A 25,199-nucleotide genomic window follows, 5' to 3' on the forward strand; every position below is an offset into this window, starting at 1 on the left:
AATATTGACCACTAACGTGAACTATCTTTAAGAGGTGACCTATGAAATTTCGCAGTATCCGAACCCGTCTCATTCAATTCATGCTGCTAGCGACAACCATTCCGCTATCTTTGTCGCTCATTTTCACCCTGGTACATACACGTGAATCTGTCAAAGAGCAGACGGTCAACGAGAATGTAAGACTGATGTATCAAGGGAAAACCAATCTCGTGAACTATCTGAATGGAATTAATCGCGCTTCCCTGTCCGTCTATACGGACCCCCATTTTCTTAGGAATCTAGCGCTTCGACCTGACGATTATTCCATTATTTCCGAGATTTATACCACACTTCAGACGATTCAGGTGACCACTCCGGATATCTATCAAGTGTATTTGCACAACAATGTGACGAATATATCTACACTGGTGACGAGCAGCGTTCCTCGTAGGGAATTCCGAGCAAAGCCGTACCGTAACATCCAAGCTTTTGGCTCAGGAATGACGGCAATTCAGCCTGTACATGCCTTAGATAGCTATGGATTCCCACGTTCCCCTTCGGACTATACGGACCGAAATGTATTCTCCCTGTATCGATCCATTGTGAACGTACCGGATTCCAAGCAACTTGCGCTCCTTGCTATTGATGTGAAGCTTGATGGCATTAATGCGATCTGTGATCAACTCTACGAGAACCGCTCGGAGCAGCTCTATCTAATTGACGATAAAGGAACCGTGATTTATAGTCATGAACCTAATGAGATCGGTAAGCTTATTCCGGACCATGCGTTCATGAAAGCACTGAAAAATGATGATGAAGGTTATTTTGATGATAAGGATGCTATGAGTATCTATGAAAAACTGAATCTGGGTTTTGCCTCATGGACCCTCGTGAAGCAGATCCCTCATACTTCGCTATACCAGCAATCCACACAATTAGTGTTGATTAATGGAGCGATTGCGATTCTTGCATTGCTCGCGGTCGTCTTGGTTACGCTGTGGATATCCATTCGAATTACGAAGCCCATTAAGCAGCTTACACATTATATTAATGTCGTTCAGACTGGACAGTTGGATGTTGATATTCAAGTGACAAGCCCGGATGAGATCGGCATTCTGTCCCGGCGCTTCAGGCAGATGATGGATACCATTAATAATTTGATCCTAAGGGAATACCGTCTTGAACTTGCGAACAAGACCAACCAATTGAAGGCACTTCAAGCTCAAATCAATCCTCATTTCCTATATAACACGTTACAATCTATTGGCACTTTGGCGCTTCAGCATAATGTACCGCGAGTCTATTCTCTGCTGTCTTCCTTATCGAATATCATGCGCTATAACATGCGCAGCAGTGAGGCCCTCGTCACACTTAAGGACGAAGTGAATCATTTGAAATTATATCTGGAACTGCAAAAGGAAAGGTTCGGGGATCAACTTGAGGTAAAATGGGAGATTGATGAGGATAGCCTATCCTTCTCCGTGCCGAAGATGATTCTCCAGCCCATTGCGGAGAACTACTTCAAACACGGCATGGGACACTATGCTGGCGTGGGTTGTCTGTCCATCACTACACGAGCTATAGATGAACATAGAGTTACAATTATAATAGAAAACAACGGTTCCTCTCTAGAGGAAGAAGCATTAAGTAAGCTGCAAGAGAAGCTGGGAAAAACAGCAAGACAGTTAGAGCTGACGGAAGACGACAACTCTATTGGCCTCAGCAATGTGCTTATGCGTCTTCAACTTTACTCGGACAATCTTTCTACTTTAACTATATCGAACCTGAGTCCGCATGGTATCCAGATCACCTTAGACATTATCGCATTAGGGAGAGAAACCGAATGAAAGCACTTATAGTAGACGATGAGCGGCATGTTAGAGAAGCGATCAATCTACTCGCAGATTGGCACAGACATGGAATTACGGAGGTAATCCAAGCCGCCGACGGCGAAGAGGCGGTTGAACTCATTCAGCATGCGTCCCCTCAGATCGTCATGACCGATATGCGTATGCCTCGAAAAGATGGAGCTGCGCTGCTCACTTGGCTGAAGAATCATATGCCTGATATCAAAGTCCTCGTCATTAGTGGCTATGATGACTTTGATCTTGTAAGACATGCCATTCGCAACGGCGGAATGGACTACATTTTAAAGCCAGTCGATCCGATAGCTCTTAATGAAGCTCTGACTAAAGCGGTAGATGCATGGCGGGCAGAAGAACAAAGCCGTCAACAAATGAATCAGTTGAACATTCAGATGAACCAAATGAAGCCTCTATATGACGACAGATTGCTTACCGAGCTCGTATCCGGCCAACATTTTAACAGATCGTTCCTGAATGAACTTCAAGAACGCTCCTTAATTCCTCATACGGCCACCTTTTTCTCCGTTGCGGTCCTAAGTGATGCTCAGTTCGATGAAGGGCTGCTGCTCAAATTCCATAATCGACGCCATCTTCTAAGTTTTGCCTTGATCAATATATGTGGGGAGTTACTGAGGAACAAAGGCATTGCCATTCGGAATATTAACAAGCTCGGGGAAATCGTCATTCTATATTGGGACACCTCCGCCCCTTTATCTACGGTATTAACTCAGATTAATGCGGGCATACGGAAGACCTTACAACGCAATGTCCATTTTGGGCTGTGCCAACAACAGAATGTCCTATCCGAAATTCCCAAAGCCTATGCCGAAGCGGTAGATAAGCTCTGGAAGCGTAATGTAATAGGAAATCTACGCTATCTCCATGAAGAACACGATCAAGAACATGGAAGACAAGCATCGATTCGGAACACGCAGCAGGAAGAGAGATTTCGCTTAGCCGCCTTGAGTGGATCCCTAGAACAAATGGAGTCGGAAGCAGCGCAATGGATCGCTCATGTGACTGAGTTCGGCTATCTCTCCCCTGATCATCTTGTAAGGTGGAATACCGAATGGGACTGGATGCAGCATCATTGGTCGGAACCCGAATCTTTGGACTCGAAGCAAGCGGAAGAACAGTATGAATTAGAATCCTCCGTAACTCCGTTACCGCTAGATGAGACCGGGCAACTGGATACAGAGCGATGGACACATCAGATCGTTGCTAGACTCTCCGCTGCCTCTCGTACCTTGACACAAAGGCATTCCAAAGACAACCATACGGTGCGGGATATCGCCAGATTTCTGGAACAGCATTACAACAAGGATATTTCTTTGCAAGACATATCCTCTCAATTCTTTCTCAGCCGTGAATATATTTCACGTAAATTCAAGCAAGAATTCGGATTGACCATTCTCGACTATTTAAGTGATATTCGGATTCGTAAAGCGAAGCTGCTCTTGATGAATCCTCATCTACGCATCATGCAAGTGGCGGAAATGGTAGGTTATCATGATGAGAAGTACTTCAGTAAAGTGTTCAAGAAGCTCGAAGGCCGTACGCCTAATGAGTATAGAAAAGATTTCATCTAGACCAAAAAGGACTTCCGTGAAACGGAGTCCTTTTGAGGCTTTGTATTAATATGATCTATTACTGAAATAGATTTTGTTAGTTTCGCTGAATGATACGGTCATATTCTCCTTGTTGAATCCAGTGTTGTTCCTGCTCTAGACTCAATACCGAACGAATACTTGAAGATTCTATCATGTCTACCTTTTCAAAACCATAGGGCTCCATGAACGGCTCAATGTCGTGCAGATTAAAATAATAAGCACCCGTAAATCGCCCTTGAACCTCATGGTCGAATGTACCTTGCTGATTGAATTCCAGAATGGAGTCTAGGGTATCGTGTGGCTCATGAGGCCTAGTTCGGCTGCCTTGTGCTGAGCCTGATCGACAAGTTCAGGGGTTAAATCAGATAATGTAACAGTAAATCCACGTTTGGCTAGTTCCATCGCATACTTTCCCGGCCCCGCTCCATTATCTAGTACCTTCATACCCCGTCTCAGATATTGCTGCATATAGTGAAGATTGATTATGAACTCTAGTGGCTCTCGGTCCAGCCTTCCCCATTCATCAGACTGTGAATAGTAATCGATGACCCTTTTCATTCCTGCCCCCTCCTGCTAGTTAACTCATGATAATCTAACAACTTCCGACAATAGTTTGTTGTATAGAGAATTCAACTCTTTGGAGGGACTTACCCCCATTTCTTGTTGTAGCACAATTGTAAAATGCTGGTACTGCCGAATCAACGCCTCTTTATTTCGCTGCATGGCTAAAGCCTTCATATATAACTGAATCGTCTCTTCATCTAATTCATTATGAGAAGTAAGCTTCATAAGTAGCCGCAGGGCCGGTTGGATATCTCCTTTGACAAGTAAGACTTGGCATAGACGCTGAGTAAAAGAGGTATACAACAAGGAGACCCGTTCGATCTCACTCCAAGCCCACGGATAAGCTAGATCCCCGAATAATTCACCAATGTATAGTTGTTCCAGTACCATGGCCTCTTCGATCGTTGCAATGTCCCAGTTCAGACTTTTGCATCCCAGTTCAAAGACATGTATATCCACTTGAGCTAGGTCAAGGTTCAGCGCATAATGCTGACCATCCGAATGCAGGCTTCCTTTGAGCCCGTTTGATTCCAGCAACTTACGCAATTGATATGCCGTTGTATTCAGATAAATTTCCGCATTTTTCCGAGGCATGCCACCGAAGATATCTTCAATGATTCGGGCCCTAGATACGAGTCTACCTTGCTGCAGCACTAAATATCCGCATAGTTCTGCACTTTTGCTAGACTTCCACTTGAGAAGTCCATGCTCAGGGCTCCTAATTTCCATACGTCCAAGGCAGTTGATAACTAATTTAATAGGAGTAATATAGTCCTCTGATCTATAACTTGATTCAGGTTTATACGCTATGGCTCTGCATATGGTCTGGCGAAGGCGCTCTTGCACTACCGGCTTAACCATATAATCAAAAGCGTAAACTTCAAAGGCCGCCAAGGCATACTCCGTATGAGAAGTTAGGAATACCAGCTTCACTGTTCTACTTTGCTCTCTCAATCGCTTAGCTAGATCCAACCCACTCTCTAGGGGCATCTGGATATCCATAAATATAAGGTCCACTTCATGATTAAGAAGAAATGCTTCTGCTGTAGATGTATCCTGAAAGCTTCCAACGACTTCCACCTCCGCTATCTTACTAAGCATTCGCTTCATAATTAGATGCATTGCCTTCTCGTCATCAATAAGAACAATTTTCATCCCATAGCCCTCCCTCTATTTCTACTCCATTCAGATACCACAGCTTCGGAGGCAATAGGCATGGTGAAATAGAACGTACTCCCCTTCAAAGGTATACTGTCAAACCAAATCTTCCCGCCATTGAGGCGAATAAATTCTCTACAGAGTGTTAGACCCAGGCCAACCCCGCGCTCTCCCGCCGTACCCTCAGATGACACAGCATATTCTTCATGTAAAAGAGAATCCATCTGATCCGCGCTTATACCTGCTCCCGAATCGCTTACTGCAATAATGATGTGATCTTCTGATTTCACAGCATTAACTAGAATGCTACCTCCAATTCCCGTAAATTTAATAGCATTGGAGAGGAGATTACGGATAATTAAGTCCAGCATCTCTTTGTCTGCAAAGACATACATATGGGTAGGGATGTCACAAGCCAGCTGAATTCCTTTGCTGTCACTTCGGGATTGTAATAACTGTCTATTCATCTCGAAAGCTAGAGCTAAGTCCCTTACGACCGGACGAAATACCATGCCCCCTCGCTGACTACGGAACCAATCTAGTAAACTTTCTACTAAGACAAAAGTTTTGTGAACCTGTTGACTCATCTCCTGAACAATTTCTTCGTGATTACGTCCACATCTTTGCATTTCTTCCTCCATTAATTCCATGAGATTCAAGAGTACAGCAAGGGGATCACGAATATCATGGGCAACTACATTGAACATTTGGTCCTTGAATACATTTAATTCTCGAAGTTGTTTCGCTTTCTCTCGAAGACCCTCCTCTAGTTGGACGCTCTGGGTAATATCTTTTAGCAGAAGCATTTTCCCTATTGGATGATGATGAAGCTGACTCCTATGAATATAAGACATTTGAACGTTATAGTAGCTACCTTCTACTCCATTAGACATCCATAACTTATTATCCGAAAAGGGTTCCTGTAGTACTTTTTCTAACAGCTTGGGGTATGTAGATAACACTTGTGTGATGGATTGTCCCATCGATTTCTTACGTTCTAGATTTTGAATCCCTAGGCTAGCTGATTCGTTAAATCCAGTAATATTATGATCTAGATCTAGAATAATAACGGCATCCTGCATGGATTCGAACACCTTCTGAAATGCGAGTGGAGCCAGTCTTAACATGTTAAAATGATAAATTCCAAATAAGAAGAAAATACCGGATATAACAAAACCAAACGGAGAAATATCGATGGGGATAGGTAAAATGCCAAGAAGGTACACGAGTGTAAATCCGTAGGGTCCACAGGAACCAATCATCATTAAAGCTACTTGCTTCTTCATGTGGGGTTCAGCTTGTCTATACATTTTCCATAACAACAGCATTCCCAGTAAAAACATCGTGTAGTTGTAAATGACATGAACTTGATAGAGCGGTCCCTTCACTAATTTCACCAAAGGAAACCCTTGGGAATAGTCAAGTGTCATGCTCCTGTAAAATAAATGATGCCATTCGTTTGTAGCATGAGCAACAAATGTCGTTACAGGAATGATCATTAGTAAGAAGAATATGCATTTACGCAAATAGGCTTGCCTTCCCGTATATTGAAGTACCATAGCCATCCAAAAGACTGTTCCAAAAGGTATTCCGATATATTCAATACTGAGCCAGAATTGAATTTGATCTAAGGTTGAACTAACAATTTCAAAGGCATACCCAAAAGTGTAAAAAGCTCCCGTTAACATTCCCAGCCCATAACTTGTCGCAATTGGAAGTTCTCTTCTCTTCCATGAAAGATAGACTAAGATACAGGAACAACCCGTAGCAGCCATCAACAATAAGGATAAATATAAATTAACATTCATGAATAGCTATGGCTCCTTACAGAATATAAGCTTTTTATCCTGTATCTTCATATTAACAAGAAACTGCAGCCTAGGGCTGCAGTTGCAGTGAAATTTATTTCAATAGTTCAGCAATATGTGTGTCCATCTTCAAGGTACGAAGAATGAGACTTAATACCTCGGCACGGGTAGCTTTCTCCTCAGGTGCGAAGTTATTGACGCTAGTACCTTTAATAATTCCTGTGGCCGTGGCATCTGCAATCGTTTCTTGAGCCCAGTAGCCACTAGCAACATCCTTGAATAAGGGGGTTGAGTTATGTTGGTTTAATGATTTTAAGTTTAGAATACGCGAAATGATCGTTATCATTTCCGCACGTGTAATAGATTGACTAGGCTTGAAAGTTCCATCTTGATAACCGCTTAGAACACCGTTAGATGCAAGTTTTTCAATATTTGACTTAGACCAATTCTGGTCATCAACATCCTTAAATTTAAGGGTCTGACTCCCTGTCTCCATGTGGAAAGCTCTGGCAATCATTGCACTGAATTCTGCACGGGATACAGCGGCATTGGGTTTGAAGCTACCATCCTCATATCCTTTAATGATCTGAAGACGGGAAGCCAACACGATATCATCAGAAGCCCAATGCTTAAAGGTATCTGCATAGGTTATTTTGGCATCCTTCGTAGCTTCTAAAGTCTGTTTTATAGTAGTGACTAACATATCCTCATTCTTCACTATTGAAGACAAAAAGGGACTCTTTTCAATCACGGGTGTTGGTGTTGGTGTTGGTGTTGGTGTTGGTGTTGGTGTTGGTGTTGGTGTTGGTGTTGGTGTTGGTGTTGGTGTCGGTGTCGGTGTCGGTGTCGGTGTCGGTGTTGGTGTTGGTGTTGGTGTTGGTGTTGGTGTTGGTGTTGGTGTTGGTGTTGGTGTTGGTGTTGGTGTTGGTGTTGGTGTTGGTGTTGGTGTCTCAACTGGTTTATTGCGTGTTATTTTCACTGTGTATTGTTGCGTGCTTTCGTCATCTGCTGTAGTCGTAAGATATATTACATTCACACCTTGCTTCAGACTTATAGGGTTACTAACTTGATCATCTTCTAATTGTAGAACAACCATTGTATCGATATCCGCTGTATACTCTACTGTTGTCTTATCTATTTCATTGGGTACAGTTGCGGTATAGTCGTAAAGATTTGCATCAAAGGTCTGATCCATCTTTACTCCTTGTAGACTTAATGAACTTAGATTGGCAAGCTCACTAGGATTATGACTTACAACTAAATGGAATTTACGGGATGTAGGTAATTGATTAATTTCTACCGTAGCCGTTAGGGTTACTTGCTTGTCTTCGCTGGAACGATGCACTTTTCCACTTGAGGAGATAACTGTTGGATCACTACTTTCCCATGTTACTGGAATGGATAGGTCTGTTGCTCTAGGTAAGATTACATTCTGAGTTACTCGATCCTCCGCATCCCTATCTGCATATTCAATCGCAAGGCCTTCTAGGGTAGATTTCTTACCTGCTACATATACTTCTTTCGATCCACTAAATAAAGTAAGCGGTATCTCAGGGATTTCTTCAAGACTCGATATTATGTTAAAGGTAACTTGTCCATTTACTGTATAAGAGGAAATCCCTTCTTTCGCACTGCCCAATCCAAAATTTTCTCTATCCATAAAGGTAATATTAGCATCTGTCGAATGAGCAAATATTTCCGTTCTACCGGTTACAGGGTTCCCATCTGTTCCAAAGACATCAAATGTTGCCTCTACTACATTAGGTCGAGCAGGATCTACTGCAGTACGGTCCAGAGCAACATACCCTACAGGCAAACTAGGTTTCTGGTCTGAAATATGATTCGCAATAACCTGATACATATTTCCATAAGTAAACTCAGGAACCCAGCTGATATCTCCCTCACTAATATACCCCCCCACAATGGTTGCTTCCTTAGAGGTTGGAACCACTACTTTTGTCGGATTAGAGGAGTTGATTGTTGCCGTGGCTACTTCACCCGTTGCATATCTAATATATGCATGTTGAGATTCTGTTAAATCTCCATTAGGAATACTAATCTCGACAGAATTTACATTCGTCACAACACACCCACTTAACAATATGACCATTAAAATGGAACACAACCCTACGCTATACACTGAATACCTTTTCATTAATCAATTACCATCCTCTTCTACATATTTTGTAGGAACATGGTCGGATGCCTCTTAAATTAAGCAACTTACCCAAATGTCCTTATGTAAGAAAAGTATACTTATCCTCAATGACGCCAAAATGACAAACTTTGATCTGAAAAGACCATTCCGATGGAATGGTCTCCAATATAAGCTATTCCTTACTTTATCTATCCTTCAGTATGTGTACCTTCTACTACTAATTGAACATGCGCTGTATGATGCTTATTATGCCAAATCATGCGCTGCAAAGCATCGTCAATGGTCAGTGTACCGTAAGCCGGAGTTCGAAATGAACGCTTGAAATCCTTAGGTTCCAGATGAGATAACAAGACGTATAATCGCTGCTGAAGCGCACCGAGGAAGGTAACGGATACCTGAACTGGCGTGAATTCATAATCCGGAAGATCTGCCCATAACCCCTGCGTATACGTACCTGCCATCGGTTCGTCCTCTGTGAGTGCTTTTTTGAGCCGAAAATAAGCATTCAGTTCATTATCAGCCAGATGATGGACTACTTGCCGTGCCGTCCACCCCTCTTTGCGATATGGTGTATTCAGCTGTTCCTCCGTTAAGGATTGAAGCGTATCTTGTAAAAGAATCGTTAGCTTAGGTAGTTCTTCAATCAGTGCGTTCCGTTCTTCATCAGTTAAAGATGCTTTGCCTGCAAATGGTCCGATTGGATACTTCAAATTGTCCATACCAAGTGCCCCCTTAGATTAGTAGAGATGTGATCAACGTAAGCTTAGTCTAATTTCTTCGCAAAACGATAGCCGTTAATTTCATAACCCATCGCTTTATAGAATTGATGCGCAGCTTCGCGTTCAGGTTTGGTACCACTGTTCAAGTAAATATCCCGCGAGCCCTGTTCTTTGGCCCAATGTTCCGCAAAATGCACAAGCGCCTTGCCTACGCCTCTTCCCTGCACCTCCGCTTTAGTGACTAGCGTCGAAATCTGAGCCGTAACCTGGTCCCCTTCATGGTAATAGACCAAGCGGAGCCCCATCATCCCTACCACCTCATGATCCAGTACAGCCATAAAAGTATAATAGAGTGGAAGTTTTGTTATCGTATCCATCCGTTTCGCCATCGTATCCACATCGGTTGGATAGCCAAGATCACCCATTAGTGAAGTTAGCGCCGTCAGATCTTGTGCTTCATAACTGCGAATATGTATCATGATGCACCTCTTTGCCTGATATTGTTCTTGGAGTTATACAATTACTTTATAACAAATTAGAACTAAATGGTATAAAATGTATGCTCATTTCTACGTGCTTAGACTAACCTTTTTTATGGAATACAGGTAGTACATGAAATGGGAGATAATTTAGAGCTTTTTATTAGTCGCTAGGATGTATGCCGTTCTCTTCATCTGTCTTATTTTTAGCATAGATGATGTCTTTAAATGACAAATACACAACTTATAAAAACAAAAAAAGAGGGTTATACCCCTCTTTTCTAATATAGAGCTTATCTATTTACCTAGAATTCTTCCTTGCAGCAAATTCTGCTGCGATCTTATAGGCTTATTTTTACAGCACGAAATTTTTTCCTTGAATTGGGCATGGTTTGAATTAATTTAGCCTCTCACAATACAAAAATGCGTTAAATTCCGTATTTAACAATTGATCTATAGCCAATTCTAATTAAGGGTAAAAAACGTCAGTCACATCCTTTGTGACTAGAGCTTGGAGTAAAACTTGATGTAAAATAATGCATAGGAAAGACCTCTCTTTGTGCATTTTCTGTGTGCACTTTTATTGATCCTATAGGTCATTATTCAATTATCAATATTCCTTTATATATGTTATTTTCATCTAATTTTATTTCAATTTTACTACTACCTAATTTTTTATTATTCTTATATGCAGTTACATTAACTAAAGTATTTTTTTCTAATTTTGATTGTTCTCCAGCTATTAACGGTGTCCAATAAAACAATTCACCTGAATTTATTGTCGCTGTTTTCCCTTTTAAATTTATCTGTCCATCATTCGAATTCCATAGCAGAATCTGCCCTTTTATTGTTAGCACTTTAATTTCATCTGCATCTTTAGCAACGATTTTTATAGGAAATCCCGGTACATTACTCATAAATAATGAGTACTTACCGAGCGGAAATTCTACATTAGGCTTTACTTCTGAAGAAGTCCCATCTGCAGCATAAGCAGTTACTACAAAGCCACCAAATGGTGACGAAGTGTTTTGACTTCCCATCTGAATGAAAAATGCTACCCCTATAAAAAGAAATATAGTTATTAGAGATATGGAGACCATAACGACCTTACAATGATTTATTACCGCTAGAGGTTGAGAAACAGGACTGTTCCGTTCAACATTTTTTATTATTAATTGTTTTAATTCATCCTTCATTATGATTTTGTTCATCCCATTTACATATTTATCTCTAATCGTCATCCCCAAAACCTCCATTAAGTTTAAATTTTAGAGTTTCTTTAGCACGTCGTAACTGTGTTCTAATTGTATTTTCTTTTAAGTTCAATATTTTTCCAATTTCTGTTGTTTTATAACCTTCATAGTAATAAAGATATATAACTATACGATATTTCCTAGGAAGCGTTAAGACGATAGAGATAATCTCATTATCCTCTAAATGATTATCTGTCAAAGGTATCTCTTCAAGTGGGGTAAGCCAACTTCTCCAAGGACTTTTGGTAATATCTTTGCATGTATTTATAGTCACTCTAATTATCCAAGCTTTTTCATGTTCTGCATCATTAAATCCATTTTGATGTTTCATTAGCTTGATATATACTTCCTGACAAACGTCTTGTGCATCTGTTAGGTTTCTTAGGTGTGTTAAGGCCACACGAAGCACCATATCTCCGTATTTATTAACCAAATATTCTAATTGTTGTTTTTTATCGATCTGTATAATTTCCATTTCTTCCCTCCTTCTATTCATAACACTTTAAAATACGGATAAATGTTTCAAGTTTCAAAAAATTTATTGATAATTCCTTACTTTGTTTATACAGCCTCATAAAAAGATTAATCATTAAAATATATCAGTAATTTCTAGCACCCAATTTAGTAAAATTTTTTCTATATTTCTATTATAAGATTATAGTTATTGAAATTTTCTAGAACACCTAATTAATTATCATATAATAATAATTAACTAAAATTACTTAATTATAGTATATTTACTAATTAATTATAATATGTTAATATTTTACTGTAATAAAAATAAAAATTGACACTTTAGATAAATTCTAAAGTTATAAGAAAGGAAATTTTATATGATAAAAGCAAAAAAATGGATAATTACAACTACCTTATCGATATCCGCTATTGTTGGAGGTGCCGCCTCTGCAGAAGCCTTGTCTCAGGCGACATCAGTATATGACTCAATTGTAATTACCCCAGGAAATTATGCTTACTTAGCTGATGCAACTTCATCCTACAATTGCCTAGCATACGCATTAGGTAATACTAGTGTTTGGGAATGGCCCTGGGGGGCATCTAATCCAAATGTAACACAAGTAAGTAATTATATGACGACCAAAGGTAAATCTACTTACAGTCTTTCCGAACCAGCCACAACAGGAATGATTATCTCTTATGGCACCAGCGAATCTAACATTACACATTTCAGTAAAGTTGCAGATGCTAATTACAGCAATGCTAAATGGGGACAACTTGAAAGATTACAAAGTCTTGGACATAATCCATATAAAGGTGCTGGACCTTATGGTTACGCTATCAGAAAATACAAAAATTAACGGAGGCGATTTAAATAATGAAAAAAATAACATTAATTGTCCTTTCACTATTCTGTCTAAGTCTTATAGTTACATTGTTTCTTAATAATAATCTTGCAAATGCCTCAATTGAAAAACAAGTTGATACAAAGCTGGCATTAATTAAAGGGAAAATCAACAAAGAAGTAGAATTAAAAACAGAGTTAGCGATGAGCTCTAATCCATATGATTATATAAAAGACAATAAAGACTTTGAAAGTATTGTAGCTTTAGGAAATAATGCTTTGCCAATATTACAGGAGAAAATTGAAAAAAGTCCTAATGATGGACTTCAGGAATATATTTTAGCTATTGCAATAGAGAAGATTTCAAAAACAGATTTAAAAAAGAATTCTTCAACCGAGTGGAATTCTGCAAAATCATTTGAAAAGAACTGGAAACAATATTTGAAAGCAATACCTTTAAAGGTGAATGAAATTTCCAGTTCATCTAAGGAAATTAACGAAAAAATTAATGGACTAATTGAGCTAGGAACTCCCGCTATACCATTTATTGCAGAGGAGATTGTCAAAGGAAAGGAAGACATCTTCCCTGCTCTTAAGGAGCTAATTAAAGATGATGGGGAACTGAAAGTTGCTAGAGATGTCTCAATAACTAAAGAATTATTTTCACAGAAAAACTCAATTTTTGAAGGATTAAGAAGTTATGTTAATGAGCAATAAAAACTAGTTATTTTAAAAGTCTTTTAAAAAAATGCTTGATTAACTATTCCAATGTAACTAATTACTTTTTTTATGAAGAATATTCCTAAAGCAAAATCGCTTTAGAAATATTCTTCTTTTATTTTATGAGTTCACAACGAACTATTAGTTAGACCACATTTCTTAAGCGTGCATTTCAACAAAATTCATTTTTGAAAGTTGAGACAGCATCAGATACGTTGCATCTTTTGTTTATACAAATGTTCGGAGAAAAACTTCTATAGTATCATTCTTCCTCCATAGACAGTCGAACGGCTTCTTCTTTAAGAAACTTGGATAAATGTTTGAATTATTGACCTTCTTTTAGACATAAAAATGCACTGCCTAGGGTTTTTTGAATGTCTATTATTGTTACAATTTACTCTTTATATCAAACCTATTTATCTGCCAAAATCTTCTTTAAGTATATCTAACAGATATTCAAGAGTAATCGGATCGCTATACGTTACCGATTCTGTCTCAATTACATGTTGATTTTTCACAGCAGAAATATTGCTCCATGTTTTCCTTCTTCATAAAGAGTTTGTTTAAGGCAATACAATTACTATGCACTACGTAATCTCTGAAGCGTAGGATACGGTGTTCTTCATAGGTTCTTTATTTGTAGATGTGGCATCAGTATCCACTGTGTTGCTATTACTAATGAGAGTACTAGGACGATCGATACAATCGCTTGGAAAAATTTTTTTTGTTTTTCACCATCTATAAATTTCCCTATGTAAATTCAGAAATTGTTCAAAAATTATGAAATATTTAATAAAAATAATTTTAAATATTATAATTTATTACTTATAGTTACTCTATATCTTCCTATCAATATAATAATTTTAAAATAACTAAAATGCATTGCATATATAACAACAAAAAGAGCCGATTACTTTGGCCCTTATGTCATTTTTTTAATTCAATTCTACAGTATTGTTCAGCTCAGCATCCTCGGATTCTTTGCCGGTCATCTTCTGGAACAGATGCTTCACAAGCTTGATTTTCTTGCCTGCCTCCCAGTATTCCGCCGTCTCTGCCTTCACTTTAATTAGGACTAGACTTGGATCGTCATAGGAGACATCTAGCAATTTCTCATAGGCTACATTCCAGAATTCCTTGACTTTCGCCGGGTCTTGAATTAACTCCGCTTCCCCGCGAAGAGATACATAAGATTTATCTACATAAGCAATATTTACTTTTGAATTCTGAAGAAGTTCTTGATATTTATTGGTTTCTTTCTTCGTAATGAACCATAGGTCTCCATCAAACTCGACCTCTTGTGTTTTCATAGGACGAGACACGATGCCTTCAGGCGTTAGGGTCGTGAACATAGCGGTATCTATATCCTTAATTAGATCTCTGACTGTTTCCACAGCCTCTTGATTACTTATGTGAGCGTTAGACATGTCATCACCTCATTAGTTTTTTGTGGACCGTAATCTTTTCAACTTCTCTATCTTTATTACACAAAATCAAGGATTCACAAACGAAATGGTAGTTTTTACATAAATATTATTACGTTCTACCAAATATCTTATTGCAATTTTCCCTGATAGGAAATAAAAGGTAAAAGGGCTCATTCATAGCGGTTTCTTAAGGCTTTTTCACCTTGCCGTTAACCCTGCCTTTACATGGATCTAACAGTGGCGTGACATTCAGTTCATATAATGAGCAAGAACGTTAACGTTTAAGTTCAGTTGTTATCCATAAGGAGGCCTTTATTTTGTTATCCCCGAAAAGACGAGCTATCGCCCTTATTTTAGGCAGTATGCTTGCCCTTAATCCCCTATTAAATGAACTCGTAACTGGGAATAGCATTCCTGTTGCTGAAGCAGCAAGTTACCAAAATGGCAATCATGTGGTCATCAGTCAGATTTATGCGGGAGGAACCGATAATTCAAGCAAGGGAAAGTCCACATTCTCTCATGATTATATTGAACTCTATAATCCCTCTAATATAGATGTGGTATTAACGAACTGGTCTGTGCAGTATGCGCTGTCCAATAGCGCGGAGGGTACCAACTGGTATGTCGCCCCTATAGGCACAAATCCATCCAAAAGTACAATCAAAGCACACGGCTTCTATCTTGTGAAGCTGAACACCAAATCACCTTCAGAAGCCATGAATCCTGACAAAATAGGGACACCTCTAACGGATGATTTTGCAGATGTCACGGTTGATCCTACTATATTCCCTCATTTAGACAAGAGCGGTGGCAAAATTGCGCTTATTCCCTCAACAGATGCCCTGACGGTTCAAAAACCCTCAACCGCCGTTGATTTTGTTGGTTACGGAACAGCTAAGTCTTATGAAGGGGCAAGTGCGGCTCCGGATGGATCTTATCAAAAAAGCATTGTGCGAAAAGGTATTGATGCCAGGGGTACGATCATAGGTGACACAGATAAATTTGTTACAGGGTACGGAAACGGCCTAGATACAGATGATAACGCTGGAGATTTTGTATCGGTCAAGAGTATATTTAGTCCGAGAAACAGCTCTTTTCGTGAACCTCTAATTCAAGGGTCTGCAGATGTGATTGCAAATACGATTACTATGGCTAACTCCTCAGAGGTAAATCCAGCACAAACTTTTAAAATTAATTTGTCTGTCGGACACGTGCGTAAGGGATCGTTACTAGAAGGTAGTGACTATACTTTAGAAGGCCTACCTTCCGGTCTGAGCACTACAGCAACTGGCGCAGAAGATGGACAATCTATTCTGTTCAATGTTCAAGGAACTTCGACATCGCCGATAACGGCGGACGCGATGTTAAGTGTTGTCATCAAAAGTAGAGCACTAGATCCTGCGTATGCCTATATGGATTCTAATACCATTGGTGGTATTCAGCTTCTTCACGCTACATCTCATCCGAAAGTAACGGGAGTATCTGTAGCCAGTGATGCGCTAGTCAAAATGAGCACTAGTACTGAACTGGATGCCACACAAGCCCATTTCTCAGTGCAACTGACGGGTTCTAGCACGCTTCGCAGTGATTTATCTAGCAACCCTTTGACTGAAGGTGCAGATTATGTGGTGGCAGGCTTACCGCAAGGATTTACAGTTCAAGCTTCCGCTGATTTAGCATCGAATCAGATCAGGTTCGCAATTCATGGCAAAGCCTTAACCCCAGTGCGAAATGACATTCCTTTAACTGTCGTTATAAAAGGGTCTGTTGTTGCAGGGAATTGGCTCGATTCCGATACCATCTCAGGCATTACGTTGCAAAAAGCGACTACCGCTCCTGACTCAAGCCAAGCACGCAAAACTTATGTGGAACAACAAATATTGAAAGATAATCAGTTCTTTAACGACCCTATTATCAAAGCCTATAAATATAGTGCAAATGGCTTAGCAGGGAATGCATTTACCTTTTTCCGAGGAACGAATGCTCTATACGAAGCAGATTTACAGACAGGTGTGCTCCCTTTACCCCAGCCACTACATGCCTTCGATGCTATAGAATCCTATATACAAGGTGATGCACATATTCAAAATGTGGGTTTCTTCAATGATGGCAAAGGGGATGCTGTGTTTGATTTAAATGACCCTGACAGTTCACGTACTGGCCATTTCTATGAAGATTTGCTTCGCTTCACCACCAGCATCTACCTGGCGAAATACGACAGTTCCGGCTCAGGAATTGCAGGCGCATCCGATACCGATATCAGGTCTTTGGCTCAACAATTTCTGGATACGTATAAGGACACCGTTCTCAGTATTCACGACGGTAGTAAAGACGAGACTTCCTATAAGCTTACAAGTGATCAATTATCCGTGTATACCAAGGCATTGATGAAAAAAGTCACAGACAAAGCCGGTCCATTAGCTATAGCACGTACCCAGCAAGTAGCCAAGTGGAATGCAGATATTATGAAGCCAGAATCGACCAAATATCAACCGGCTACAATAGCCGAGCTTGCCGAGTTATCTTCGCATTGGAACAGCTACAAGACGAATATTAGATCAGCTTTTACGATGAGCAATTCAGATTTCGATTCTTTTTTCGCGGTCAAAAAAACAGTGCGCCGGATTAACCAAGGGATTGGTAGTATGGGTGTTCTGCGCTATAACGTTTTAATTGAAGGTCCTACATCTTCGGATACAGACGACATTCTATTAGACGTGAAAGAACAACGTCAGGATGCGAACCTCTCCAAGCGGGCATATCAATCCCTATCTAATGATACGGATACCTATTTAGGTGTACTGACGGGATCCGATCGTGACTATTTGATTCGAGAAATCGCTCCATATAAAGGGGACTATACGGACAGCACATTTAAAAACCTTAGTGAATTCGGGCAGTATGTGTCGGATGCAGCTAAAGCCTATGCATTTGCTCATTCACGATCCGATCAAGATGCGTCACAGGGCGGACTTACGGGGAATTTTGAGGATGCCTTTGCTACAGAAGTGGCCCCGAAGTGGGATACACTCACCCCTCTTGTGCTCGATGCAGCTGAGGGATATGCTCATCAAGCTGTCCAAGACTATGCGCTTGTCGCAGCGGACATGAAGGCAGGCAAATTAATCGATGTAGCTACTTTGCATCAATTAAACGTTAGTCAAGGAACGTTAAGCCCTGTCTTCTCACCATCCGTCCTGAACTATACCGTAGACGTTGCGCATGATGTGGATTCGCTTGATATTCAAGCATCAGCAACAGATGCACTATCCCTGCTCCATATCAATGGAGAAACTTATGATAGTTCAAAGACTAAAAACGTCACTTTAAAAGAAGGTACCAACGCCATACTCATAACTGTCCAAGCACAGGATGGTACGACTACCAACAACTATAAGATCATAGTCACTCGTGCGTCGGCAAGTATTACGCCTGTTCCGACGCCAACGCCAACACCAACAACACCGAATCCAATACCGACACCGACGCCAACACCGACACCGACGCCAACACCAACAACACCGAATCCGTTACCAACACCAACACCAGTACCAACGCCGAATCTAGTGACTTCTATACCGACAGCACTTGGTGCTGAGATTACATCACAAGGAATAGTAACCAAGGAACAGAACGATGCAAGTGGGCGGCCTATTCAGGTCTCCACCATTGATGCACAAATCCTAAATGAAGCAATCCAGCGCTTAACCCGTTCTAGCTTGACGAATCCTGTTCTGCATATTTCTTTACCTTCAGGACAGATCCATAATCAAGAACTTCAGCTACCTGCTTCATCATTGATAGGCTCTTCTGTACCCAAGACTACACTCATTCAAATAGATTCCAGTCAGGCTGGGTATCGTCTACCGATAGGATCCATTCCTTTCTCTCAGCTCGCTTCGACCCTAGGTAGTTCGCTGAATGATATCACGATCTCGATTCGTCTAGATAACCCTACGGGAACTGAAACTGCGGCAGCCTTGAATAAGCTTCAACTTGCAGGATATACACCACTCGGTGCTGCTGTCCGCTTCACCCTTCAAGCCACAGCTAAAAATGGTAAAAATACCATAATGACTGCCATGGGTGTAACATATATATCGAGGACCCTAGCCTATACAGGAAATGCCGACCCAAGCCACATGGTAGCCGTTCGAGTGAGCCAAGATGGGCCGTTCACGATAGTTCCCGCTACATTCAAACAAGGACAGGCCATGGTAATTAGTCAGCAGAACGGGACCATTATACTTGTTCAAGCTCCGTCCAAATCTTTTGCTGACATGTCTACGCATTGGGCAAAGTCGGATATTGAGCTACTCACGACTAAAGGACTCATGAAAGGTTCGGGAAATTCAACCTTTAATCCTAATGCATTCATGACTAGGGCAGAGTTCGCTTCCTTATTGTCCCGGGCCTTGGACTTGCAAGTCTCATCAACCTCTGTTGTTTTTAAAGATATTTCAGCTACCGCTTGGTATGCAGATGCTGCTAAGGCAGCTCAACAGGCAGGCTTAATTGAAGGATTCGAGGATGGAACCTTTCATCCGAACGCTCCAATCACGCGCGAGCAAATCGCCGTGCTCATGAGCCGCGCTGCTACACTAGTGGGGCAGCCATTAACTATCACAGCAACAAATCGTCCTTTTACGGATCAATCGCTTATCGGTAGCTGGGCACGGGACTCCATCCTAACGGCTCAAGCAGCAGGCATTATTCAAGGTCATAGCGATGGTCGTTTTGCACCTAATGATTCCGTAACTCGTGCAGAAACAGGCGTAATGTTAAGCCGTTTACTGCAATACGTTGGACTAATGAATAAATAACGCAGATTGTATACAAAAAATATTGAAAATTAGGTACTTCCTATGTCCTCTTCGCAGGCTGTACGGAGTACCTATTTTATTGCCGATACAGTTCTTCTTAGAAGCTGAATTATAGTATGTATTTCCTTGAATTCAGCACTCTATGAATGAACTGAATTCCCCATGCTCTACTAATTTCAATCTTACTTTTAGGAGGGTTACGGCCGAAGGTATGATTCAAGCCATCCCTGCTCTGCTACAGAAAGGCTTTCAATTTGTTCACTTAACGGATTTCAAGCTTACACGCGATGATTAGTGCCTAATATCCATGCCATGTATTAAAACCATCGTAAAAAGGTCAAAAGGCAGTGTACCAAGACTTTATTTCGTCTTGGTACACTGCCTTTTAATTCTCTCTAAGTAGCTCTAAGTAGGTATGGTAATCAGGAACGTAGTTCCTTTACCTTTATCGCTAACCACTTCGATCTTCCCCTTAAGCTTGTGAATCGTGGTATAGACCATAAGCATTCCAAGACCTGTGCCCTCTGCCTTCGTAGAATAATAAGGCTTACCCAATCTTGAAATCTCTTCTTTAGACATACCAACACCCGTGTCACAAATGCTGATGATAATCTGTTGCTTTTTCTCAGATATATCAATGAACAGTGTACCGCCGCCTGTTTCTTTCATAGCCTCGATCCCGTTCTTATACAGGTTGATCAAGCACTGCTGGATCTGATTGCGATCATAAATCGTTGTGAGAGTGTTATGAAAGCTGAATACGACCTCCACTTTATGTATCGATGCATAGGGTACAATAATATTTTTAGTATATTCCAGTTCTGCACTCAGATCAGAGAACACCATAAATGGTGTCTGAGGTTTGGCAAAAGAAAGATAATCGCTGACAATTTTCTCTGCGCGCTCTAGCTCTTGTAGGGACATTTCTACGTATCCTTTTTCCTCTGAAGTTAGGGTCTTCGATCGATTTAACAACTGGAGAAACCCACTAGTTACTGTAAGTGGATTGCGAATCTCATGAGATACGCTTGCTGCAAGTTCGCTAACCACATTGAGTCGTTCGGATTGGAGAATCCGATCACGGTTTTTAGTATTTGTCATGATTTTCTCGATTAAGAGCATGAGAATACCCGTCATTCCTCCATACGTGATTAAAGCATTCCATACCAGTATGTTGTATTGCGGACTATGCAAATATTGCGTAAAACTCAGTATAGACAGGTAACAACTTACATTGAAAAAAGAAATGGTGGTAGCCGCAATTATTCGGTTTCTAGATGATAATCTAATAAATCTAGGATGAAGCAAGGGAATTAGAATAAGGAACGCTGTCGAATATAGGAATGAGAAGACTATTCCATTTCCCCCAATATAGAATCTACAAGTGTTTAAGACAACATAGATTGGAATCGCATTCTTATAACCACCAAATAAAGCTACTAGTACAAAAGGAATATAGCGTAAGTCAAAAATATATCCAATGTCGAGTTGGATGGGTTTGGCAAGACATAAGATCATCGCTACAGTAGAAAGCAGGACAAAAATTCTTCGATCATACGTATAAGAACTATTCTCAAAAAATATTAAATAAATAACAACAGGTACTAGCAAAAATAAGAAATTCAACAGTAACGTTTCGAACAAGATTAACTTCCTTCCAGCTTTGGTTAGTCCATACATTGTATGTCAGATTTTGGTGTTATATAAAACATACCTAAGCTTGCCACATAAGTAAAGTTAATCATGTTAACTATGTATATATGTCCATAAAAAGGTAATATTAGAGTTGTTTGCAGACGCTTTTATCTTTATTTTCAGCGTATTTAGAAAGTGAAATTCCCTACTGCCATGGTATTATCCCAACGCACTTCGACACGGTATGTGCCTGGTAATAAATTAATAAACACTTTTTTATCTGCATACGTTTCTTCTGGCTTAAGATCTATATAATCTTTGATAGGTACGGCACCCTCTTCCAATAATCTATCATTCTTATATAGCTTATAGCTGGCACCCCCAATAATACCGACTTTGTTACTACCTTCGTTTAGAAATGTATAGTTGACCTCTGTATTCTTACCCGATCTTTCAATCGTAACCTTACCGAGCAAAGAAGACTTGGAACTGTCAATGCGCTCTCTATTGAAGCAACCTGCCATTAACAAACCACACATAACAAAATCAATATATAGCTACTGCATTTAATCATAATTCTCCCCCTTTACTATATAAACGAGAAATTATGAAAAGTGTTGCTAAAATTCCGCTAATAAAAAGACACCCTATAATTCAGAGTGCCCCTTCCTAGCAGGAACCTTATTCTTCTTTAATCTAATTTTTAATATATCCTAATCATTCTTTTTCCTTAAGTACCACAAAAAGTTCGATAAGAATCACCTGAATGCATGGGGAGAGAAGCATAAGCTTTTTGCTCCGGTGTATGGGCAAAGGGATGAGCAATCATGTCGAGAAGACGCTCCATGATACTAAGATCTCCCTCGTTCACCGCTGCCTCCAGCGCTGCTTCCACCTGATGATTTCGTGGAATAACTGCAGGGTTGCTGTCTCGCATCAACTGATGTGAAGTCAGCGTCGATTCCTGCCCTCTGCCAAGTCGCTCCTGCCAGACGGCATGCCACTTTATGAACTCCGGGGTAGTGGACATCGTCATTTTCTTATCAAAAGTTAAGGCGACAAAAGTATTCGTATAGTCCGCACGATGAGTCTGCATGATCTGTAGGAGGTCCTTAATTAACAACTCATCGCCCTCCTCCTCGTTACTTAGGCCAAGCTTCGCCCGCATGCCCGACAGCCAAGCCTCTTGATATACCGTAGCATACTGGGCTAATGCTTCCTGAGCTTGTTCGATCGCTTCTTTCTGATCATCGTGCAGGAGGGGGAGTAAGCTTTCCGCGAACCTAGCAAGATTCCATTCCCCGATATAGGGCTGATTGCCATACGCATAGCGACCGTCCCGATCAATAGAGCTGAACACCGTAGCTGGGTCATAGCTATCCATGAACGCACAGGGTCCATAATCAATGGTCTCCCCACTTATCGCCATATTATCGGTATTCATAACCCCGTGTACGAAACCCACCAACTGCCACTTAGCAATTAGCTTAGCCTGACGCCGAATCACTTCCTGAAGGAAATGAAGGTAGCGAAGTTCACTATCTTTTATATAAGAAAAATGTCGCTCTATCGTATAGTCCGCAAGGATACGGATGTTGTCGATGTTGCCGATTTGCGCAGCATATTCAAATGTTCCTACACGTAAATGACTAGCCGCTACGCGTGTAAGAACAGCACCTGGTAATGCCTTTTCACGGAGGATCTCTTCCCCTGTCTCTACCACAGCTAAGCTACGAGTCGTTGGAATTCCCAGTCCATGCATCGCTTCACTAATAATGTATTCTCGCAGCATGGGACCGAGTGCCGCTCTTCCGTCACCTCGCCTGGAGTATGGTGTTGGACCTGAACCCTTAAGCTGAATATCTACACGCTCGCCTTGATCCGTGATGTGTTCTCCAAGTAAGACCGCCCGTCCATCTCCTAACATGGTGAAATGCCCATACTGATGCCCAGCATAAGCCTGCGCTATAGGTGAACCACCTTCTGGAACTTGATTTCCCGCAAGAATTGCAATTCCCTCTGCACTTTGCAGTGCCTTGCTACTCAGAGATAGGGAGGACGCCAACTTCTCGTTCAAGATCACCAACTGAGGCGCTGGCGCTGGCGTTAAATCGATAGAGCTATAAAATAATTGCGGAAGACGTGCATAACTATGATCCATATTCCAACCTGTTTCTACTTCATTTCTATGTGTCATAGAATCTCCTTTTAATTGTGATCTGTTAACTATTGAACTCAAGTACCTTACTTGTAGCTTCTCTTATTATACGCTTAGATAGCAGAAGCTATATATGCTGTTATACTTGATTTCTCTAAAGACAAACATCTAAAGTCTTTGTTCAGTGTCCATTCTAAACGACCAACCCATCCTGCTTTTACTGATTCAGAAGCATGCCTTCTTCTATCTAATCGTTCAATAAACCTCATCATAGAATCTATCCCGTCTTTTGTATGTATAATTTATGAAAAAAAACCCCTCCTGATCAATATCGATCAAGAAAGGGCCCGCTGAGAGTAGTTTAGTCTTATTCACAGTAATATTATTAGTTAGATTTCAGCAGTGTAATGACTTCTTCCGCCACTTTACCGCCTGATGCCGGATTTTGTCCAGTGACGAGGTGTCCGTCAACCACAGCGAACGATGCCCAATCCTCACCTTTTACAAACTGTGCCCCGCTTTTAACAAGCGCGTCTTCGGTCAGGAATGGCACTACTTTATCTAATCCCACAGCTACTTCTTCACTATTGGCGAAGCCTGTAACTTTTTTATTGGCAATCAAATGCTGGCCTGCGTCGTTCTTGATATTTAGCAAACCTACTGCACCATGACATACCGACGAGACAATGCCACCATTCTCATGTATTTTCATTGCAATATTTTGCAATTTCTGATTATCTGGGAAATCCCACATTACACCGTGTCCACCCGTGAAGTAAATTACATCGTAATCTTCAGGATTGATATCTCCAGCCGCCAGTGTCGTGCCTAGCTTATTCATGAATTCGCTATTCTGGTAATAGGTCCAATCTAATTCAGTCATTTGATCTTTTTCAAGACTATGTGGGTCAATCGGAGTATAACCACCGCTCGGACTAACATAATCCACATGGTGGCCTGCTTTCTCTACTTCATCTACAAAGTGTACTGCTTCGCCAAGCCATAGTCCTGTTGCGCGCGCCTGATCTGGATATTTAGATACGTTCGTAACTACTACTAATACGTTTCCCATTGATATCTACTCCTTTTTATGTGGTAGTATAACCATAAAGGTTAAACCATACTTTAAGTCAAGGAGGGAATATGATGTATTCCATTCAAGCCGCAAGTGAGCTATCTCAAATTCCTTCAAGCACCATTCGATATTATGAGAAAATCAAACTCGTTCCACCCCTAAAAAGAAACCCACAAGGCATCCGTACGTTTGATGATAAAGATATCGAAATCCTAAAATTGATCAAGTGTTTCCGCCGCTTAGGTATGCCCATTCAGGAGATACGAGGAAGTATAACGAATATTAATTTGGAATATGAGAATATAGATACGAACTCCATTTTGATCCAACATAAAAAAAGCTTAGAAGAACAGATTCTCATTTTGAACTCTTATATCGACGAAATTGCCGGTAAAATTGTAGTGTAACTGGCGTTTGGATGTGATTTGTTATTACTAGATCATTGATATTACATTGCGAAAAGCCGAC

Annotated in this window: 20 protein-coding genes; 6 read left to right on the plus strand and 14 right to left on the minus strand. The window is 40.6% G+C overall.

Annotated elements, in window-relative coordinates; genetic code table 11:
• Nucleotides 1–41 precede the first annotated feature (41 nt).
• Nucleotides 42–1,826 carry a sensor histidine kinase gene (locus J2Z69_RS16130; RefSeq protein WP_209864948.1) on the plus strand — a complete coding sequence of 595 codons (1,785 nt, stop codon included), beginning with the start codon at nucleotides 42–44 and terminating at the stop codon, nucleotides 1,824–1,826.
• The gene (locus J2Z69_RS16135) at nucleotides 1,823–3,433 is read left to right on the plus strand and encodes a response regulator (RefSeq protein ID WP_209864950.1); all 1,611 of its coding nucleotides are present in this window, start codon (nucleotides 1,823–1,825) and stop codon (nucleotides 3,431–3,433) included. The genes J2Z69_RS16130 and J2Z69_RS16135 overlap by 4 nt, the downstream gene beginning before the upstream one ends.
• A 76-nt stretch (nucleotides 3,434–3,509) precedes the next feature.
• On the opposite strand, the gene J2Z69_RS19340 is transcribed toward J2Z69_RS16135, so the two are convergent.
• The 9 genes from J2Z69_RS19340 to J2Z69_RS16175 all read right to left on the minus strand — a co-directional run bounded on the left by J2Z69_RS19340 (nucleotide 3,510) and on the right by J2Z69_RS16175 (nucleotide 12,068).
• Entirely contained in the window at nucleotides 3,510–3,638 is a 129-nt protein-coding gene (locus tag J2Z69_RS19340) for a hypothetical protein (RefSeq protein WP_281069420.1), read from the minus strand.
• 101 nt (nucleotides 3,639–3,739) lie between these two features.
• Nucleotides 3,740–4,012: a class I SAM-dependent methyltransferase gene (locus J2Z69_RS19200; RefSeq protein ID WP_245339408.1), complete on the minus strand. Its 273-nt coding sequence runs from the start codon at nucleotides 4,010–4,012 to the stop codon at nucleotides 3,740–3,742.
• A gap of 24 nt (nucleotides 4,013–4,036) precedes the next feature.
• Entirely contained in the window at nucleotides 4,037–5,173 is a 1,137-nt protein-coding gene (locus J2Z69_RS16145) for a response regulator (protein ID WP_209864953.1), read from the minus strand.
• Nucleotides 5,170–6,984 carry a sensor histidine kinase gene (locus J2Z69_RS16150; protein WP_209864956.1) on the minus strand — a complete coding sequence of 605 codons (1,815 nt, stop codon included), beginning with the start codon at nucleotides 6,982–6,984 and terminating at the stop codon, nucleotides 5,170–5,172. The genes J2Z69_RS16145 and J2Z69_RS16150 overlap by 4 nt, the downstream gene beginning before the upstream one ends.
• 94 nt (nucleotides 6,985–7,078) lie before the next feature.
• Nucleotides 7,079–9,067: an S-layer homology domain-containing protein gene (locus J2Z69_RS19205; RefSeq protein WP_209864959.1), complete on the minus strand. Its 1,989-nt coding sequence runs from the start codon at nucleotides 9,065–9,067 to the stop codon at nucleotides 7,079–7,081.
• A 263-nt stretch (nucleotides 9,068–9,330) separates the two neighbouring features.
• Nucleotides 9,331–9,861 carry a YfiT family bacillithiol transferase gene (locus tag J2Z69_RS16160; protein WP_209864962.1) on the minus strand — a complete coding sequence of 177 codons (531 nt, stop codon included), beginning with the start codon at nucleotides 9,859–9,861 and terminating at the stop codon, nucleotides 9,331–9,333.
• A gap of 44 nt (nucleotides 9,862–9,905) precedes the next feature.
• Nucleotides 9,906–10,340, minus strand: a complete 435-nt coding sequence (locus J2Z69_RS16165; protein ID WP_209864965.1) for a GNAT family N-acetyltransferase — start codon at nucleotides 10,338–10,340, stop codon at nucleotides 9,906–9,908.
• Nucleotides 10,341–10,939: 599 nt separating this feature from the next.
• Complete coding sequence (locus tag J2Z69_RS16170; protein WP_209864968.1) at nucleotides 10,940–11,581, minus strand: hypothetical protein; 642 nt, start codon at nucleotides 11,579–11,581, stop codon at nucleotides 10,940–10,942.
• Complete coding sequence (locus J2Z69_RS16175) at nucleotides 11,571–12,068, minus strand: sigma-70 family RNA polymerase sigma factor (RefSeq protein WP_209864971.1); 498 nt, start codon at nucleotides 12,066–12,068, stop codon at nucleotides 11,571–11,573. The genes J2Z69_RS16170 and J2Z69_RS16175 overlap by 11 nt, the downstream gene beginning before the upstream one ends.
• Before the next feature lie 358 nt (nucleotides 12,069–12,426).
• Between J2Z69_RS16175 and J2Z69_RS16180 the strand changes: the two genes are divergently transcribed.
• Nucleotides 12,427–12,909 (plus strand): DUF7689 domain-containing protein, encoded by a 483-nt coding sequence (locus J2Z69_RS16180; RefSeq protein WP_209864974.1) that lies wholly within the window; start codon nucleotides 12,427–12,429, stop codon nucleotides 12,907–12,909.
• Between the two features lie 17 nt (nucleotides 12,910–12,926).
• The gene (locus tag J2Z69_RS16185) at nucleotides 12,927–13,610 is read left to right on the plus strand and encodes a hypothetical protein (protein ID WP_209864977.1); all 684 of its coding nucleotides are present in this window, start codon (nucleotides 12,927–12,929) and stop codon (nucleotides 13,608–13,610) included.
• Nucleotides 13,611–14,548: 938 nt separating this feature from the next.
• Here J2Z69_RS16185 and J2Z69_RS16195 read toward each other — a convergent pair.
• On the minus strand, nucleotides 14,549–15,040 hold the full coding sequence (locus J2Z69_RS16195) for a pyridoxamine 5'-phosphate oxidase family protein (RefSeq protein ID WP_209864979.1): 492 nt from the start codon (nucleotides 15,038–15,040) through the stop codon (nucleotides 14,549–14,551).
• 317 nt (nucleotides 15,041–15,357) lie between these two features.
• On the opposite strand from J2Z69_RS16195, the gene J2Z69_RS16200 reads away from it, so the two are divergent.
• A complete protein-coding gene (locus J2Z69_RS16200) occupies nucleotides 15,358–19,863 on the plus strand; it encodes a DUF2252 family protein (RefSeq protein WP_209864982.1) in 4,506 nt (1,501 codons plus the stop codon).
• Between the two features lie 405 nt (nucleotides 19,864–20,268).
• Here J2Z69_RS16200 and J2Z69_RS16205 read toward each other — a convergent pair whose 3' ends face one another.
• From J2Z69_RS16205 to J2Z69_RS16220, 4 genes are all read right to left on the minus strand, one after another.
• A complete protein-coding gene (locus J2Z69_RS16205) occupies nucleotides 20,269–21,507 on the minus strand; it encodes an ATP-binding protein (RefSeq protein ID WP_209864985.1) in 1,239 nt (412 codons plus the stop codon).
• A gap of 179 nt (nucleotides 21,508–21,686) precedes the next feature.
• Nucleotides 21,687–22,037, minus strand: coding sequence for a hypothetical protein (locus J2Z69_RS16210; protein ID WP_209864988.1), 351 nt, complete (start codon nucleotides 22,035–22,037; stop codon nucleotides 21,687–21,689).
• A gap of 191 nt (nucleotides 22,038–22,228) precedes the next feature.
• Nucleotides 22,229–23,695: a protein adenylyltransferase SelO gene (locus tag J2Z69_RS16215; protein WP_209864991.1), complete on the minus strand. Its 1,467-nt coding sequence runs from the start codon at nucleotides 23,693–23,695 to the stop codon at nucleotides 22,229–22,231.
• Between the two features lie 346 nt (nucleotides 23,696–24,041).
• Complete coding sequence (locus tag J2Z69_RS16220; protein ID WP_209864994.1) at nucleotides 24,042–24,728, minus strand: type 1 glutamine amidotransferase domain-containing protein; 687 nt, start codon at nucleotides 24,726–24,728, stop codon at nucleotides 24,042–24,044.
• Nucleotides 24,729–24,802: 74 nt separating this feature from the next.
• On the opposite strand from J2Z69_RS16220, the gene J2Z69_RS16225 reads away from it, so the two are divergent.
• The gene (locus tag J2Z69_RS16225) at nucleotides 24,803–25,138 is read left to right on the plus strand and encodes a MerR family transcriptional regulator (RefSeq protein ID WP_209864997.1); all 336 of its coding nucleotides are present in this window, start codon (nucleotides 24,803–24,805) and stop codon (nucleotides 25,136–25,138) included.
• Nucleotides 25,139–25,199: the final 61 nt, after the last annotated feature.

The sequence above is a fragment of the Paenibacillus shirakamiensis genome, from assembly GCF_017874255.1.
GTDB lineage: Bacteria > Bacillota > Bacilli > Paenibacillales > Paenibacillaceae > Fontibacillus > Fontibacillus shirakamiensis.

Bases quoted from the DNA above. Each gene is read 5' to 3' on its own strand.
- J2Z69_RS16130 (WP_209864948.1), top strand. From the start codon at position 42: ATGAAATTTCGCAGTATCCGAACCCGTCTCATTCAATTCATGCTGCTA.
- J2Z69_RS16135 (WP_209864950.1), top strand. From the start codon at position 1,823: ATGAAAGCACTTATAGTAGACGATGAGCGGCATGTTAGAGAAGCGATC.
- J2Z69_RS19340 (WP_281069420.1), bottom strand. From the start codon at position 3,638: ATGGAGCCCTATGGTTTTGAAAAGGTAGACATGATAGAATCTTCAAGT.
- J2Z69_RS19200 (WP_245339408.1), bottom strand. From the start codon at position 4,012: ATGAAAAGGGTCATCGATTACTATTCACAGTCTGATGAATGGGGAAGG.
- J2Z69_RS16145 (WP_209864953.1), bottom strand. From the start codon at position 5,173: ATGAAAATTGTTCTTATTGATGACGAGAAGGCAATGCATCTAATTATG.
- J2Z69_RS16150 (WP_209864956.1), bottom strand. From the start codon at position 6,984: ATGAATGTTAATTTATATTTATCCTTATTGTTGATGGCTGCTACGGGT.
- J2Z69_RS16160 (WP_209864962.1), bottom strand. From the start codon at position 9,861: ATGGACAATTTGAAGTATCCAATCGGACCATTTGCAGGCAAAGCATCT.
- J2Z69_RS16165 (WP_209864965.1), bottom strand. From the start codon at position 10,340: ATGATACATATTCGCAGTTATGAAGCACAAGATCTGACGGCGCTAACT.
- J2Z69_RS16170 (WP_209864968.1), bottom strand. From the start codon at position 11,581: ATGACGATTAGAGATAAATATGTAAATGGGATGAACAAAATCATAATG.
- J2Z69_RS16175 (WP_209864971.1), bottom strand. From the start codon at position 12,068: ATGGAAATTATACAGATCGATAAAAAACAACAATTAGAATATTTGGTT.
- J2Z69_RS16180 (WP_209864974.1), top strand. From the start codon at position 12,427: ATGATAAAAGCAAAAAAATGGATAATTACAACTACCTTATCGATATCC.
- J2Z69_RS16185 (WP_209864977.1), top strand. From the start codon at position 12,927: ATGAAAAAAATAACATTAATTGTCCTTTCACTATTCTGTCTAAGTCTT.
- J2Z69_RS16195 (WP_209864979.1), bottom strand. From the start codon at position 15,040: ATGTCTAACGCTCACATAAGTAATCAAGAGGCTGTGGAAACAGTCAGA.
- J2Z69_RS16210 (WP_209864988.1), bottom strand. From the start codon at position 22,037: ATGTGTGGTTTGTTAATGGCAGGTTGCTTCAATAGAGAGCGCATTGAC.
- J2Z69_RS16215 (WP_209864991.1), bottom strand. From the start codon at position 23,695: ATGACACATAGAAATGAAGTAGAAACAGGTTGGAATATGGATCATAGT.
- J2Z69_RS16220 (WP_209864994.1), bottom strand. From the start codon at position 24,728: ATGGGAAACGTATTAGTAGTAGTTACGAACGTATCTAAATATCCAGAT.
- J2Z69_RS16225 (WP_209864997.1), top strand. From the start codon at position 24,803: ATGTATTCCATTCAAGCCGCAAGTGAGCTATCTCAAATTCCTTCAAGC.